At 58.9% G+C, this 15,103-nt stretch carries 12 protein-coding genes and 3 pseudogenes; all 15 read left to right on the plus strand.

Features of this window, described 5'->3' with window-relative positions; all coding sequences use genetic code 11:
* The first annotated feature begins 10 nt into the window (after nt 1–10).
* The 15 genes and pseudogenes from mutL to glnA all read left to right on the plus strand — a co-directional run bounded on the left by mutL (nt 11) and on the right by glnA (nt 14,730).
* Nucleotides 11–2,134 carry a DNA mismatch repair endonuclease MutL gene (gene mutL / locus PACILC2_RS06650; RefSeq protein ID WP_213528253.1) on the plus strand — a complete coding sequence of 708 codons (2,124 nt, stop codon included), beginning with the start codon at nt 11–13 and terminating at the stop codon, nt 2,132–2,134.
* The gene (locus tag PACILC2_RS06655) at nt 2,131–2,898 is read left to right on the plus strand and encodes a class I SAM-dependent methyltransferase (protein WP_244863294.1); all 768 of its coding nucleotides are present in this window, start codon (nt 2,131–2,133) and stop codon (nt 2,896–2,898) included. The genes mutL and PACILC2_RS06655 overlap by 4 nt, the downstream gene beginning before the upstream one ends.
* 6 nt (nt 2,899–2,904) lie before the next feature.
* A pseudogene (gene miaA / locus PACILC2_RS06660) lies at nt 2,905–3,896 on the plus strand (tRNA (adenosine(37)-N6)-dimethylallyltransferase MiaA).
* A gap of 6 nt (nt 3,897–3,902) precedes the next feature.
* A complete protein-coding gene (gene hfq, locus PACILC2_RS06665; RefSeq protein ID WP_062492892.1) occupies nt 3,903–4,142 on the plus strand; it encodes an RNA chaperone Hfq in 240 nt (79 codons plus the stop codon).
* A gap of 203 nt (nt 4,143–4,345) precedes the next feature.
* A pseudogene (locus PACILC2_RS06670) lies at nt 4,346–5,052 on the plus strand (transglycosylase domain-containing protein); the annotation flags it as partial.
* A 57-nt stretch (nt 5,053–5,109) separates the two neighbouring features.
* Nucleotides 5,110–5,475, plus strand: a complete 366-nt coding sequence (locus PACILC2_RS06675; protein WP_213528257.1) for a hypothetical protein — start codon at nt 5,110–5,112, stop codon at nt 5,473–5,475.
* A gap of 44 nt (nt 5,476–5,519) precedes the next feature.
* The gene (locus PACILC2_RS06680; protein WP_244863295.1) at nt 5,520–7,037 is read left to right on the plus strand and encodes a penicillin-binding transpeptidase domain-containing protein; all 1,518 of its coding nucleotides are present in this window, start codon (nt 5,520–5,522) and stop codon (nt 7,035–7,037) included.
* 30 nt (nt 7,038–7,067) lie between these two features.
* Nucleotides 7,068–7,733, plus strand: a complete 666-nt coding sequence (locus PACILC2_RS06685; protein ID WP_307860408.1) for a peptidylprolyl isomerase — start codon at nt 7,068–7,070, stop codon at nt 7,731–7,733.
* 194 nt (nt 7,734–7,927) lie between these two features.
* A complete protein-coding gene (locus PACILC2_RS06690) occupies nt 7,928–8,485 on the plus strand; it encodes a ribonuclease FAU-1 family protein (RefSeq protein ID WP_062492895.1) in 558 nt (185 codons plus the stop codon).
* Between the two features lie 58 nt (nt 8,486–8,543).
* Nucleotides 8,544–9,137 (plus strand): YdcF family protein, encoded by a 594-nt coding sequence (locus tag PACILC2_RS06695; protein ID WP_213528259.1) that lies wholly within the window; start codon nt 8,544–8,546, stop codon nt 9,135–9,137.
* 111 nt (nt 9,138–9,248) lie between these two features.
* Complete coding sequence (locus tag PACILC2_RS06700) at nt 9,249–10,235, plus strand: AAA family ATPase (RefSeq protein ID WP_213528261.1); 987 nt, start codon at nt 9,249–9,251, stop codon at nt 10,233–10,235.
* A gap of 27 nt (nt 10,236–10,262) precedes the next feature.
* Nucleotides 10,263–11,563, plus strand: a pseudogene (hflX, locus tag PACILC2_RS06705) (GTPase HflX).
* Nucleotides 11,564–11,644: 81 nt separating this feature from the next.
* Complete coding sequence (locus PACILC2_RS06710; protein ID WP_244863296.1) at nt 11,645–12,895, plus strand: methionine gamma-lyase family protein; 1,251 nt, start codon at nt 11,645–11,647, stop codon at nt 12,893–12,895.
* A 63-nt stretch (nt 12,896–12,958) separates the two neighbouring features.
* Nucleotides 12,959–13,366: a MerR family transcriptional regulator gene (locus PACILC2_RS06715; RefSeq protein ID WP_062492899.1), complete on the plus strand. Its 408-nt coding sequence runs from the start codon at nt 12,959–12,961 to the stop codon at nt 13,364–13,366.
* Nucleotides 13,367–13,401: 35 nt separating this feature from the next.
* A complete protein-coding gene (glnA, locus tag PACILC2_RS06720) occupies nt 13,402–14,730 on the plus strand; it encodes a type I glutamate--ammonia ligase (protein WP_062492900.1) in 1,329 nt (442 codons plus the stop codon).
* Nucleotides 14,731–15,103 lie beyond the last annotated feature (373 nt).

Raw genomic sequence — 15,103 nt, forward strand, 5'->3', positions numbered from 1 at the left:
AGGCAGGACGATGGGTAAAATCCGGATACTGGACGAGCAGCTCGCCAATCAGATCGCTGCCGGCGAAGTGGTGGAACGTCCGGCTTCGGTCGTCAAGGAACTGGTGGAAAATGCGGTCGACGCGGGCAGTACGGCGATCGATATCGCCGTCGAGGAAGGCGGCATCTCGCTGATCCGGGTGACCGACAACGGAAGCGGCATCGATCCGGACGATCTCGAGACCGCGTTTCAGCGCCACGCCACCAGCAAAATCGCAAGCGGCAGCGACTTGTTCCGCATCGCCAGCCTCGGCTTCCGCGGCGAGGCGCTGCCGAGCATCGCGGCCGTTTCGCGCGTGGAATGCGTGTCCGCGAGCGACGACAGCGGTCTCGGCAGGCGTCTGGCGATGAACGGCGGCACGGTCGTCGCCTCGGAGCCGGTTAACGCGCCGCGCGGGACGGATATTACCGTGCGCGATCTGTTTTACAATACGCCCGCGCGGCTGAAATATATGAAATCGATCCAGACCGAGCTCGGTCATCTGTCCGATTATGTCAACCGGATCGCGCTCGCGCATCCCGGCATCGCGTTTACGCTGCGCCACAACGGCAATCTGCTGCTGCGTACAACGGGCGGAGGTGACCGTCTGCAGGTTATTGCCGCCATATACGGCACGAACACGGCGAAGGCGATGCTGAAGGTGTCGGCCGAGCATCCCGATTACGATCTGAACGGTTACATCAGCAAGCCGGAGCTGACGCGGGCCAACCGCAACGGCTTGACGGTCATCGTCAACGGACGCACGATTCGCTCCTATATCGTCAATCAGGCCGTCATTCAGGCGTACCATACGCTGCTGCCAATCAACCGCTATCCGCTCGCCGTGCTGGAAATCGGCATGCATCCGTCGTTGATCGACGTCAACGTCCATCCTTCGAAGATGGAAGTACGATTCAGCAAGGAAGCGGAGCTGCGCGAATTTGTCGAGCATGCCGTGCGGGACGCGCTGAGCGGCATCCGGCACATCCCCGGTCCGGATGCGGGCGCGCGCGACCGTTCCAAACCGGTCTATGTGCAAGGCCGGATCGCGTTCCACCGCGCAGAGGACGGCTTCGGAGACGGCCCGCGCACGTATGCGCCCGGGGCCGCCGGCGCGGCGGGTTCCCGTCCGGATAGCCGCAACATTCCGCGCGATGCGACAGAGCGGCTCTACGCGCCGGCGGCCATACCGCAGCGCCGTGACGATGGCGGCGGAGCGGTCCAAGACTCCGCGGCTGTACGAGAAGCGGACAACGCTGCCGGCGGCGGACTGCGCGCGGAGACGATGGCAGCTGGCGGGAACGACGACGGTCTTCGCACATACGCCCCCGGCCGGACGGAACCGCCCGCAGCGCCGTCCTGGCGCGAAGCCGCGCCGGCGGCCGAAGCTTATGCCGCGGAAGCAAGCAGCGGCACGGATGCGGCCGGCGCTTCGGGCGGCGCCGCCGAAAGCGGCCTCGACGCAGCCGAAACCGCCGGCGCGGGCCTGCCGGACGGCGGCGCGGAGCCCGGCGGTCCCCGTGCCGACGCGTTCCCGGAGCTTTCCTGGATCGGCCAGCTGCACGGGACGTATATTGTGGCCCAGAACGAGGAAGGACTGTATTTGATCGACCAGCATGCCGCCCATGAACGGATTCATTACGAATTTTATCTCGGCAAATTCGCGAACCCGCAACCGGCCAGCCAGCCGTTGCTGGTGCCGATGACGCTCGAATATACGCCCGCGGAGGCGGCGCTGCTGCGGGAGCGGCTTGACACGCTCGCCGAGGCGGGGATCGGGCTGGAGCCGTTCGGCCCGCACGGATTTCTCGTCCGCTACCATCCCGAATGGCTGCCGAAAGGCGAGGAGCAGGCGCTCGTCGAAGAGATGATCGAGTGGGTGCTGTCGGAAAAGCGGCATATCGATATCGGCAAGCTTCGCGAGAAGGCCGCCATTATGTGTTCCTGCAAGGCGTCGATCAAAGCGAACCAGCGGCTGACCCGCGAGGAGGGCGAAACGCTCATCCGCCGCTTGGCCGCATGCCGGCAGCCCTATACGTGCCCGCACGGCAGGCCGATCGTCGTTCATATGTCGACCTATCAATTGGAAAAAATGTTCAAACGGGTGATGTCATGATCGTCACGACCGCTCATCGTCCGGCCGACGCCGTACTGGCGCGCGCGGAGGGACTGGCGCGGGAACTGGGCGCCCGTCTTGTCGCCCGCCGCGGACGGACGCTGCGGCAGCTGATGGAGCATTACCGCGACCCCCGGCTGCTCGTCGTGTCGGACAAGGAGCTGCGCTATTACGACGGCGATACCGAGACGCCGCTCTACTTTCATCCGAGCATGGCGTTCGTCCGGGTGAAGCGTCTGCGAAACGGCGAGCCCGACCCGATGATCGAGCTGTCCGGGTGCGAGCCGGGCGACAGCGTGCTCGATTGTACGGCCGGTCTCGGCTCCGACGCGCTCGTCTTCTCTTATGCCGCCGGGCAAAGCGGCCGCGTCACCGCGCTCGAGAGCGAGCCGGTCCTGCATGTCGTCGTCCGCGAAGGGTGGAAGCATTATGAAACCGATTTGCCTGACGCGAATGAAGCGATGAGACGGATCGACGCGCGTCTTGCCGATCATCGGGAATATCTCGCCGCGCTGCCGGACGACAGTGTGGACATCGTCTATTTCGATCCGATGTTTCGGGAGCCGGTCTATGAATCGAGCGCACTCGAACCGATTCGTCCGGTTGCCAATTACGGTTCGCTCGAGCGGGAGACGGTCGGGCACGCGATCCGCGTCGCGCGCAAATGCGTCATGATGAAAGAAAGCCGGACAAGCGATGAATTCGAACGTCTCGGATTCGAGCGCTGCCCGGTTAAAAAACGTCGAAAATCGGTTATGGAGTGATTCGGATTGACCGTTCCCGCCGCATATAAACCGCCGCTTCTCGTCCTCGTCGGTCCGACGGCCGTAGGCAAAACGCAATTAAGCATCGAGATCGCCAAAACATGGAATGCGGAAATCATTTCCGGCGATTCCATGCAGGTATACCGGGGAATGGATATCGGAACCGCGAAAATCGCGCCCGAAGAGCGCGAAGGCATTCCCCACCATCTCATTGACGAGTACGAACCGGATTATCCGTTCTCCGTCGCCGAATTCCAGCGGAGATGCCGCGGGCTGATCGCCGATATTTCGTCGCGCGGCCGCCTTCCGTTTATTGTGGGCGGCACCGGACTGTATGTGGAATCGGTGTGCTACAATTACGAATTCGTCGATTCCGGCGCTGACGAGGCGTTCCGCGAGGAGCAGCGGCGTTACGCCGAACGGTTCGGGGAGCAGGCGCTGCACGAAAGGCTGCGGGCGGTCGACCCGGAATCGGCGGACCGTCTTCACCCGCGCGACATCAGACGCGTTATCCGGGCGCTCGAGGTGCATCATTTGACCGGCATCCCTTTGTCCAAGCAGCTGGAAGGACAAAAAAGCAGTCTCCCTACGAACTGTGTATGATAGGTCTGACGATGGACCGCGCCGCCTTGTACAGGCGGATCGACGAGCGGGTCGACCGGATGCTGGAGGAAGGGCTGGTCGACGAGGTGCGGAAGCTGCTCGCCGCCGGCGTTCCCCGGGACGCCGTTTCGATGCAGGGACTCGGCTACAAGGAAATCGCGCTCTACCTCGACGGCGCGTGCACGCTGGACGAAGCGGTGTACCTGCTCAAACGCGACACGAGACGATTTGCCAAGCGTCAATTGTCCTGGTTTCGGCGAATGAAAGATATTCACTGGGTCGATATGGGGGAAAATTTTCACAAGAATTTGGAGATGATTCATGCTATAATAGCAGGAAAGTTTGGAGTCCATCTTGAATGTACTTCTTACCAATCTTTTTTTCGACGGGGGTAACGTCCAATGAACAAATCGATCAATATTCAGGATACGTTTTTGAACCAATTGCGCAAAGACAGCGTGCCGGTGACGGTTTATTTGACGAACGGCTTTCAAATCCGGGGCGTCATTAAAGGGTTTGACAATTACATCATCGTCATCGACAGCGACGGCCGTCAGCAAATGGTATACAAGCACGCCATTTCCACGTTTACCCCGCAGCGCAACGTTTCGCTTGCGCAAGATCATTCGGCGGAGGCCTGAAACAGGCATTGAAACTTTTTGGCTTTTTGTCGCGTTTAACTTGATAGCGGTATGCAAGAGCAACCCGCTCCGCGCAGGGTTGTTCTTTTCTTATCCGCTCGGATGCAGATAAAGAAGTGTTGGAGATGCCGGCAGGCCCAGCAACGGGAATGGCGAATCGCGTTATTTCCAATACTAGAATCAGCAGGAGGGGAGTCGACACCATGGCTGATCAACCGCGCGGCAGAAGTGCTGCGGACACCAAAAAGTCGAATACGAAAAAGGGTCGGAAGAAAAAACGGCTGACGCTGCGCAGACTGTTGACCGTTCTGTTTTTTGCGGCCGCCGCAGGAATCATTTGCGGTATTATCGGTTATTTGCTCATTATTTTAAACGGAGAGCGGATTTTGGCCGAAAACCAGAACAAGCTCGTTCTGCCCGAAACGTCCGTCGTATACGACGCGAACGGGAACGAAATCGCCACGCTGTTTCATGAAAATCGCGAAAACGCCTCGTTCGACGAAATTCCGGAGCTGCTCAAGCAGGCGGTCATCGCGACGGAGGACAGACGTTTCGAGGAGCACTCCGGCATCGATGTATGGGCGATCGGCCGGGCGCTTGTCAAGGACATTCTCGCGCGCGAGATGGTCGAAGGCGGAAGCACGATTACGCAGCAGCTTGCCAAAAATCTGTTCCTCAGTTCGGACAAGACGATACTGCGCAAGGCGACGGAAGCTTCCATCGCAGTGGCGCTGGAAAACCAGCTGACGAAAGACGAAATTTTGGAAATGTATTTGAACCGCATCTTTTCGGCAAACGCCAATACGGCGTCAAAGCGGCCGCGGAATATTATTTCGGCAAAGAACTGGATGAGCTGGAGCTGTGGGAAATCGCCACGCTTGCCGGCATTCCGAAGGCTCCATCGCGCTACAACCCGATCAGCAATCCGGAGCTGTCCAAGGAACGGCGGGCGGTCGTCCTGCAGCTGATGTATGAGCAGGGCATCATTACCGAGCAGGAAATGAACGAAGCGAAAGCGGTCGACTATACGCCGATCGAGCATAAGGAAGAAGAGCGGGAGGAGAAATATTCGGTCTTCGTCGACTACGCCATCGAAGAGGCGATGCGGGTGACCGGCATGACCGAAGAAGAACTGAGCATCGGCGGTTACCACATTTATACGACCGTCAATCCGCAAGCCCAGCAGGCGGTGGAGAAAGCTTTCGCCGATGACGACAACTTCGAGAAAAGCCCTGACGACCTGAAGGTGCAGGGAGCAATGGTGATCATGGATCACCGCAACGGCGAGATTCAAGGGATGGCCGGCGCGCGGGACTATGCCAAAAAGGGCTGAACCGCGTCACGGTACCGCGCCAGCCGGGTTCGGCGTTCAAGCCGATCACGTCTTACGGACCGGCGCTCGAAACGGGCGACTGGCTGCCGACGTCGACGCTGCGCGACGACAAGCAATGCTTCGGCAATTATTGTCCGACCGATTCCAACCGGGTGAAATATATCGGACCGGTCAGCATGAAGCAGGCGCTCAAGGAGTCGCGGAACTTGCCGGCCGTATGGCTGCTGAACGAAATCGGCGTCGAGAAGGGCGTTGAATTCGCGAACAGGCTCGGCTTCAATCTTGACGAGTCGGACCGTAATCTGTCGATCGCGCTTGGCGGCTTGACTTATGGCGTCACCCCGCTGCAGATGGCGGTCGGATACAGCGCCTTCGCCAATGAAGGCATGGAAGTCGACGCCCATGCGATCCGCAAAATCGTGAACGGCAACAACTCGACGATTTACGAATATAAGGCGCCGGAACCGAAGCGGCTGATGAGCAAGGAGACGGCCTGGTATATGACCGAAATGCTGCAGGCCGTCGTGCAGGAGGAAGGCGGCACGGGGCGCCGGGCGCGAATCGACCGTCCGGTGGCCGGCAAGACCGGCACGACGCAGCACGGCATTCCGGGCTTCGAATCGAGCGCGAATCGCGACATTTGGTTCGTCGGCTACACGCCGGAGTGGACGGCGGCGGTCTGGATGGGCTATGATAAAACAGACAGGGAACATGTGCTGAAGGAAGGCAGCGGCACCGCGGCCGCCATGTTCAGCACCGTAATGAGCGAGGCGCTCCGGGGAGTACCGAGTTCCGGCTTCGGCAAGCCCGAAGGGGTGAAGGAGGCGGCGCCGCCTTCGCGACCGAGCGGATTGACCGCGTACTACGACGCCGAATCGAAGTCGGTGAAGCTGTCCTGGAACGGTGTTGACGGCGACAATATCGTGTACCGCGTGTACCGCAAAGCCGTCTCGAACTCGGAGTTCGTCCGGCTGCTCGACATGGTGGGCGCGACGGGGGCCGAAGACACGAACGTCGCGCCGGGAATGGCTTATCAATACTACATTACGGCATACGACGCGCAGAGCAATCTGGAGAGTTCGCCGTCCGACCGCCTCACCGTCGAGGTCGAGGAAGAGATCATCGTTCCGGAAGAGCCGGAACAGCCGATCACCGAGGAGCCGCCGGTCGAGCTGCCGGATACGGACGACGGGAACGCGGACGTCCCGCCGGATGACGGCAATACGAATACGCCTGGCGGACAAGGCGAGGACGGTTCGTCTCAAGACGGTACACCGCCGGATGGCGGTGCGCAGACTCCGGGCGAGAATGGCGAAGGACAGCAGCCGGACGGCAGCGTAACGCCGCCGCCAACCGACGGCGGCGGTAATGAGCCGCCGGGTACCGATGACGGTAACGCACCGGGCACCGACGGCGGCAACGCGCCGGGAACGGAGACGCCGCCGCCGGCCGATGAAGCCGGATCCGGGACGGGAAGCGTGCAGAGTCTCGACCTGCCCGGTCCGGCCGCCGATGCGCCCGAGCGCGGCAATGGCGGCAGACAGAGCCGCGAGCGCCAATAAAGCGGGAATAAGGGATACGGAGGAATCCGAATGATGCACCGAATGCGGCTTGTGCCGATAATCGGGGCGGCAGCGGCGTTCGTGCTGCTGTTGACCGGGTGCGGACAAGCCCGACATGCAAATTCGGCCGTCACGGGCGAAGAGCCGAATGAACGCGTCATGCGATGGGACAAAATGCCGGACATGACGATCGATCTGAACAAGACGTACAAAGCCCGTTTCCAAACGAACAAAGGGGAGTTCACCGTCAAGCTGTTTGCCGAAGAAGCGCCGACGACGGTCAACAATTTTGTATTTTTGGCACGCGAAGGGTTTTACGACGGTCTTCCCTTTTTCCGCATCATCGAGTCGTATATGATCCAGACCGGAGATCCGGACGGCACCGGCACCGGCGGCCCGGGCTACACGATTCCCGACGAGCTGGACACCGGTTTTCGTTATGAGCCCGGTATCGTCGCCATGGCGAACACCGGCAAGCCGAACACGGGCGGCAGCCAGTTTTTCATCGGAACCGGGCCGGATATGGAAAACTTGAACCAGATGCCGAACTATACGATTTTCGGCAAAGTCGAAAGCGGCATGGAGACGGTGCTGGAGCTGGCGCGGACGCCTGTCGGCTGGAGCGACGTCTATCAGGCGCAGACCGAGCCGCTGGAAGAAGCGAAGATCGAGAAAGTCACGATCATCGAGGAGTGACGAGAGGGGCGCGGCAACGCGCTCCTTTCCCGTTTTATCCGGAGCTTTCGCAGGCCCGGTTTATTTTTTCGGTCGCTGGAGATGGGCGTGAAGATGTGGTAAGCTTTTCACATGAATAAATGTTGTTTTCGAGAAGAACTGTCACCGATTTGTGGCGGACTTTTTCGCATCCTAAATGGAGAGGTACGTGCCGTATGAAACGTAAATTTTCAGATCGGGCCAACTGGCGGCGTATCTTGCGCAAAAGTTATACGTGCCTGGCCATCGACGGCGAAGAGTTCAAAGGACTCGTGACGTTTTACCGCATCCACGAACTGCGCGAGCCGCTCTGGAAAGAGTACAACGGCAGGCGCCTCTGTCTGGCGGACAAAGGGTATTTGTGGATGCAGCATTTTCCGCGGGGAGAACACTTTGTCGTGACGACGATGTTTGACGATAAGGGACGCGTCGTACAATGGTATATCGATGTTTGCAAGACGCAAGGGCTAACCGATCAGCAGGTTCCCTGGTTCGACGATTTGTATTTGGATGTCGTCGTGCTGCCGTCAGGCGAAGTGTACCTGATGGACGAGGACGAACTGGAAGACGCCGTTCGGCAAGGCGAAGTAAGCGGGAAAGATGCGGCACTCGCGCGCAAGACGGCCGGCCGTTTGCTGTCGGCGATCCGCAACGGGCGGTTCCGGTATTTCGCGCTCAGCCTGAAGCATCGCAAGCTGCTCGGCGAACGGACGGGGGAACTGAGCGAATCATGAAGCGGCGGGGCAAAAAAGAAGACCGCTTTACGTCACGCTGCGCCTGTCCGCCTGGGCGGTGGCGATCGCCGCGTTCTGGATCGGCTATCAATTTTGGGCGATCCACGAATACAAGCCGCCTAAGCCGATGCCGACCGCTGACGTCGGCATCGTGCTGGGCGCGGCGCTGTGGGACGGCGAGCCGAGCCCGGCGCTGCGCGAAAGGCTCGATCACGCCGTCGATTTGTACAAGTCGGGATACATATCCCGGATCATCGTATCCGGCGGCTATGACTACGAAGGCGCTGCGTTGACGGAAGCCGAAGGCATGCGCAATTATTTGGTGAAACAGCAAATTCCCGGGGAACATATCAGGCTGGAAAACGACGCGACGAACACTTACGAAAACTTGTTGTACAGCAAGAAAATAATGGATAAGCAAGGCTGGAAAAGCGCACTGATTATTACGCATACGTTTCATGCGAAGCGATCCGGCGATATTGCCGATTATTTGGGATATACGAATACGACGGTCGCCGCGGTGAAATCCAGAGTTCTGTCCGCCGCCCGGTACGAATCGAGGGAAGTGCTCGCTTTGACGAAATGGCATGTGGACAAGCTGCTGATGAGCTGGGGGCTCGGTTCTCCCGTTCCCGCATTTCAAAACTTCTAATATGAAAGACGCCGCTAGAATACACTGTTATTGCGGCGTTTACGAGCCGGGACTGTCCCGGCTTCGCGAGAGGCGCCAGCAGCGACGCGCGAAGGATGGGTGATACAACGGATGAACGGACCTGTCATCTCGGGAACGAAGAACGGCAACGCCAGACCGTCCCGCCAGATCAACGTGGTTCTACGCAGCCATGAGGCTGCCGCGGCTGTCGCGGCGGCGCAGGCTGCGGAGAGCGAGCCGCTGCCGGCGGTCAAACCGCTGCCGGGAGGCGATCACTATGCCGAAATTCAGAAGGAATTGGAAACGATGGTCGGCATGGAGAACGTCAAGTCGCTTATCTATGAAATTTACGCGCTTCTCCATGTCAGCCGAATGCGGGCCGAAGCGGGTCTTGCCGGAGGATCGCATGTCTATCATATGATTTTCAAAGGGAATCCGGGGACGGGGAAGACGACGATCGCGCGCATCGTCGCCAAGCTGTTTCAGAAGATGGGCGTATTGAGCAAAGGCCATCTGATCGAGGTGGAGCGGGCAGACCTTGTCGGCGAATATATCGGTCATACGGCCCAGAAGACGCGCGACCTCGTGAAGAAGGCGCTTGGCGGCGTGCTGTTCGTGGACGAAGCCTACAGCCTTGCCAGAGGCGGGGAGAAAGATTTCGGCAAGGAAGCGATCGATACGCTGGTAAAGGCGATGGAGGACCAGCGCAATCAATTCATTCTCATTTTGGCCGGGTATCCGGCCGAGATCGAGCGCTTTTTGCTCACCAATCCCGGACTGCCGTCCCGATTCCCGATCCAGATCGATTTTCCCGATTATACGATCGACCAGTTGATCCAGATCGCGGAGCAGATGGCGAAAGAGCGGGACTATTATATGCTTCCGCAGGCGGTTTTTAAATTGCGCCAGCATTTGATGCAGGAGAAGAGCGCGTCGCTGTACGCGTTCAGCAATGCGCGCTACGTCCGCAATATCATCGAGAAATCGATCCGGCATCAGGCCGTCCGGCTGCTCGGACAATATTCGAGCGGGGTGCCGGGCCGGCAGGAGCTGATGTCGCTGCGTCCGGAAGATTTGAAATGGGATGCCAAAACGTAACGAAACCTGGATGTAAAGGAGCCGTCTATGCGACAAACGACTTACGAAACGAATACGCTTGTGCAAGACCGCGCCGTCTTGGTCTCGCTTATCACTCCCGAAATTCGCCGCGGCTCCGCCGATCCGGAGCATTCCTTGCAGGAGCTCGTGAACCTGGCGGAAACGGCCGGCGTCGATGTGGCGGCGACCGTGACGCAGCATCGGGATGCGCCCGATTCGAAGTGGTTCGTCGGCAAAGGCAAAGTGGAGGAATTGAAGGCGATTGGCGATGAGCTCGGCGCGAATACGTTCATTTTCGACCAGGAGCTGTCGGGCGCCCAGGTGCGCAATCTGGAGGAGGCGCTCGACGCCAAAATCATCGACCGGACGCAGCTTATTCTGGATATTTTCGCCCAGCGGGCCAAGACGCGGGAAGGCATCATTCAGGTCGAGCTGGCGCAGCTGAGCTACCTGCTGCCGCGGTTGTCCGGTCAGGGCCGCAATCTGTCACGGCTGGGCGGCGGCATCGGCACGCGGGGCCCGGGAGAGACGAAGCTGGAGACGGATCGGCGGCACATTCGGGAACGAATCGCCGACCTGAAGCGGCAGCTGTCGGATGTGGTGCGCCATCGCAAGCTGCACCGCGAACGGCGCCGCAAAACGGCGTCGTTCAGGTCGCGCTGGTCGGCTATACGAACGCCGGCAAGTCCACGCTCTTGCGCGAGCTGACCAGCGCCGATGTGCTCGTCGAGAACCGGCTGTTTGCCACGCTCGATCCGACGTCGAGAATGTTGACGTTGCCGAGCGGCAAGGAAGTGCTGCTGACCGATACGGTCGGCTTTATTCAAAATTTGCCCCACGATCTCGTGGCTGCGTTTCGGGCTACGCTCGAAGAAGTGAACGAAGCCGATCTGTTGCTGCATGTCATCGACTGTTCCTCGCCGATGCGGGAAGAGCAGATGCGCGTCGTCGGCTCGATTTTGTCCGAACTGGGCGCCGCGGACAAGCCGCAGCTAACGATTTTCAACAAAAAAGATTTATGCGGCGGGGCGGGGGCGGCTTCGTTCGGGCTGCTGCCATCGGACAGCGATACGATGCTGATCAGCGCCTACGACGCAGAAGATCTCGCGCGGCTGCGCCAGAAGATTCAGGACAAGCTGGCCGGAGACACCCGCACGTTTGCGCTGCCGGCGGAACGCGGCGATTTGATCGCGCTCGCGTACCGGATAGGCGAAGTGGTCGACAGAGAGACGGCAGGGGACAGGCTGCTGCTGAGAGTGGAGCTGAACAAGCAGGATTTCGAAGTTTTGGGCGGACCGCTTCATGAATATTTGGAGCAGCGCCCATGAATTAAGGAATGAAATGAGCAAGGGAGATATTTCGGATTGAGCGATAAGGAACGAATGAACGATCATGTATGGGAAAGTCTGATGAAGCTTGCCGATGACGCGGAGCGGATGGCCGAACGGAGGTTCCGGGAAATCGACCGGATCGCCGAGAGAAACCAGTGGAAAGTGATCCGCGCTTTCCGCCGTCATCGTGTAAGCGATTTTCATTTTAACGGTTCGACGGGATACGGCTATAACGATTCGGGCAGAGAGGTGCTCGATCTCGTTTACGCTGATGTGTTCGGCGCAGAGGCCGCTCTTGTGCGGCCGCATTTTGTGTCCGGGACGCATACGATCGGCTGTGCGCTGTTCGGCTTGCTGCGGCCGGGCGACGAGCTGCTCTATATTACCGGCTCGCCATACGATACGCTTCATCAGGTGATCGGCAAGCCCGGCGACGGGACAGGCTCCTTGCAGGACTGGGGCGTCCGTTACCGCGAAGTGGCGTTGACGCCGGACGGCGGAGTCGACTGGGACGGCGTCGCGGCGGCAATCGGGGAGCGAACGAAAGTGATCGGCATTCAGCGGTCGCGCGGATACGCCTGGCGGAATTCGTTCACCGTGGCGGAAATCGGAGAGATGGTCCGCCGGGTGAAGGCGTTGAAGCCGGAGGCGCTCGTCTTCGTCGACAACTGCTACGGCGAGTTTACCGAAGAGCGCGAGCCGACCGAGGTCGGCGCCGATCTGATTGCCGGTTCGCTCATTAAAAACCCCGGCGGCGGCCTTGCCCCGACAGGAGGCTATGTCGCGGGCACCGCGGCGGCGGTGGAAGCGGCGGCATATCGCCTGACGGCTCCCGGCATCGGCGGCGAGGTCGGCGCAACGCTGGGGACGCTGCGGTCGATGTATCAAGGGCTCTACTTGGCGCCCCATCTGGTCGGACAAGCGGTGAAGGGAAGCGTGTTCGCTGCTGCGCTGTTTTCCATGCTCGGCTTCGATACGAGGCCGGATTGGCAGTCGCCGCGCACCGACTTGATTCAAGCGGTCCGTTTCGGCAGTCCCGAACTGCTTATCGCTTTCGTGCAGGGCATTCAGCAGGCGGCGGCGGTAGACGCCCATGTCGTTCCCGAGCCTTGGGATATGCCGGGCTACGAGCACCCGGTCATTATGGCGGCAGGGACGTTCATTCAGGGCGGCAGTCTGGAGCTGTCGGCCGACGCGCCGATTCGCGAGCCGTATATCGCCTATATGCAGGGCGGTCTGACTTACGCTCACGTCAAATTCGGCGTTCTGACCGCATTGTCCAACATGGTAAATCGTGAATTAATTGTGATTAAACCTAACACACCTTGACACATTTTGTGCAAAGGGTTACAATGGGATTAATAACTCCGCGAGGTGGAAGGTTGATGCGACATGGGTGACGAAATACGCAGAAATATGGCGCTTTTCCCGATTGGCATCGTCATGAAACTGACGGATCTGACAGCCCGGCAAATTCGTTATTACGAGCAGCACGAGCTGATCGTTCCGGCGCGAACCGCCGGCAATCAGCGGCTGTTTTCCTTTAACGATGTGGAGCGGCTGCTGGAGATCAAGGCGTTGATCGAGAAGGGCGTCAACATTGCCGGGATCAAGCAGGTCATGAATCCGGTATCCAAAGAGTCGGAAGAAGCGACCGTCCTGAGCGAGCAATCCGAAGTCAAACGTCGCGAGCTGTCCGAGCCGCAGTTGCATCGGTTGTTGAAGCGGGAGCTGCTCGAGAAACGACCTGGCAAAGCGTCCATGATCCAAGGCCAGTTGTCCCACTTCTATAAGCGGTAAGAGATGCGGTAATCCAGTCATAAGGAGATGATACTTTGAGTTACACGAAAGAGGACATCATGCGCATTGCCAAGGAGCAGAACGTCCGATTTATTCGTTTGCAATTTACCGACCTGCTGGGCACGATTAAAAATGTGGAAATCCCGTTCAGCCAGTTGGAAAAAGCGCTCGACAACAAAATGATGTTCGACGGCTCGTCGATCGAAGGATATGTCCGGATCGAAGAGTCGGATATGTATCTGTATCCCGACCTCGATACATGGGTCGTATTTCCGTGGGTGACGGAAGACCGCGTCGCTCGGCTGATTTGCGACGTTTATATGCCTGACGGCACCCCATTCGCCGGCGATCCGCGCGGCATTCTGAAGCGCGTGCTGCGGGAAGCGGAAGAACTCGGCTTTACGGCGATGAACGTCGGACCGGAGCCGGAGTTTTTCCTGTTCAAAACCGATGAGAAAGGCGATCCGACGACCGAACTGAACGATCAGGGCGGATATTTTGACCTTGCGCCCACCGATCTCGGCGAGAACTGCCGCCGCGAAATTGTACTGACGCTGGAAGAGATGGGCTTCGAAATCGAAGCGTCCCACCATGAAGTGGCTCCCGGTCAGCACGAAATCGACTTTAAATACGCCGATGCGGTGAAAGCGGCAGACCAGATCCAAACGTTCAAGCTGGTTGTCAAAACGATCGCGCGTCAGCACGGCCTGCATGCGACGTTTATGCCGAAGCCGCTTTACGGCGTGAACGGTTCCGGCATGCACTGTCATCAGTCGCTGTTTGTCGGCGGCACGAACGCGTTCTACGACAAGGACGATAAGCTCGGTCTCAGCGATACGGCGCGTCATTATATGGCGGGCATCTTGAAGCATGCCCGTGCGATCGCCGCCATTACGAATCCGACGGTCAACTCCTACAAGCGTCTCGTTCCGGGCTACGAAGCGCCCTGCTATGTAGCTTGGTCCGCAAGCAACCGGAGCCCGATGATCCGGATTCCGGCATCCCGCGGGCTCAGCACCCGTGTGGAGGTGCGCAATCCCGACCCGGCGGCCAACCCGTATCTGGCGCTCGCTGTCATGCTGAAAGCCGGGCTTGACGGCATCCGCAACAAGCTGCCGCTGCCTGCGCCGACCGACCGCAACATTTATGTCATGACCGAAGAAGAGCGGATCGAAGAAGGGATCCCGAGTCTGCCGGCCGATTTGAAAGAAGCGCTCTCCGAATTGCTGCGCGATGAAGTCATTTGCGACGCTCTCGGCGACCACGCTCTGGCCCATTTCTACGAGCTGAAAGAAATCGAATGGGATATGTACCGCACGCAAGTGCATCAGTGGGAACGCGATCAATATTTGACGTTGTATTGATGGTCTAATGCCATGTCTCGCTAGGGATTAAGGGTTCAACGTTTAGGGTTTTAGGAAACGCCGTTTGGGCATACTTTGATTTAACGTTTAGGGTTTGCGGAATCAACGTTGGCATAAGGAGTCAACGTGTAAGGTTTGCGGGACTAACGTTTGGCATACGGATTTGTAGGCATTACGGAATCAACATCAGGGATTGCGGATTTACCATTTGCGGGCATTTTGGAGTTGGTGCGGGATAACCTGCATTGGCTCACAAAATGCCCGTTGATAGTTGATGGTTCTCCCGGCAGATTGCTTTGGCGAAAAAGCTGCAAAAGTACAGGAATTTTGGCCCGAATAGATGACTATGGCGAAAAATCCTGCCAAAATACAG

The sequence above is a fragment of the Paenibacillus cisolokensis genome (assembly GCF_018403665.1).
GTDB lineage: Bacteria > Bacillota > Bacilli > Paenibacillales > Paenibacillaceae > Paenibacillus_AH > Paenibacillus_AH cisolokensis.

What these genes read in the sequence shown, in the direction of transcription:
- mutL (WP_213528253.1), top strand. Translation starts at nt 11, where the DNA reads ATGGGTAAAATCCGGATACTGGACGAGCAGCTCGCCAATCAGATCGCT.
- PACILC2_RS06655 (WP_244863294.1), top strand. Translation starts at nt 2,131, where the DNA reads ATGATCGTCACGACCGCTCATCGTCCGGCCGACGCCGTACTGGCGCGC.
- hfq (WP_062492892.1), top strand. Translation starts at nt 3,903, where the DNA reads ATGAACAAATCGATCAATATTCAGGATACGTTTTTGAACCAATTGCGC.
- PACILC2_RS06675 (WP_213528257.1), top strand. Translation starts at nt 5,110, where the DNA reads ATGTATGAGCAGGGCATCATTACCGAGCAGGAAATGAACGAAGCGAAA.
- PACILC2_RS06685 (WP_307860408.1), top strand. Translation starts at nt 7,068, where the DNA reads ATGATGCACCGAATGCGGCTTGTGCCGATAATCGGGGCGGCAGCGGCG.
- PACILC2_RS06690 (WP_062492895.1), top strand. Translation starts at nt 7,928, where the DNA reads ATGAAACGTAAATTTTCAGATCGGGCCAACTGGCGGCGTATCTTGCGC.
- PACILC2_RS06700 (WP_213528261.1), top strand. Translation starts at nt 9,249, where the DNA reads ATGAACGGACCTGTCATCTCGGGAACGAAGAACGGCAACGCCAGACCG.
- PACILC2_RS06710 (WP_244863296.1), top strand. Translation starts at nt 11,645, where the DNA reads ATGAAGCTTGCCGATGACGCGGAGCGGATGGCCGAACGGAGGTTCCGG.
- PACILC2_RS06715 (WP_062492899.1), top strand. Translation starts at nt 12,959, where the DNA reads ATGGGTGACGAAATACGCAGAAATATGGCGCTTTTCCCGATTGGCATC.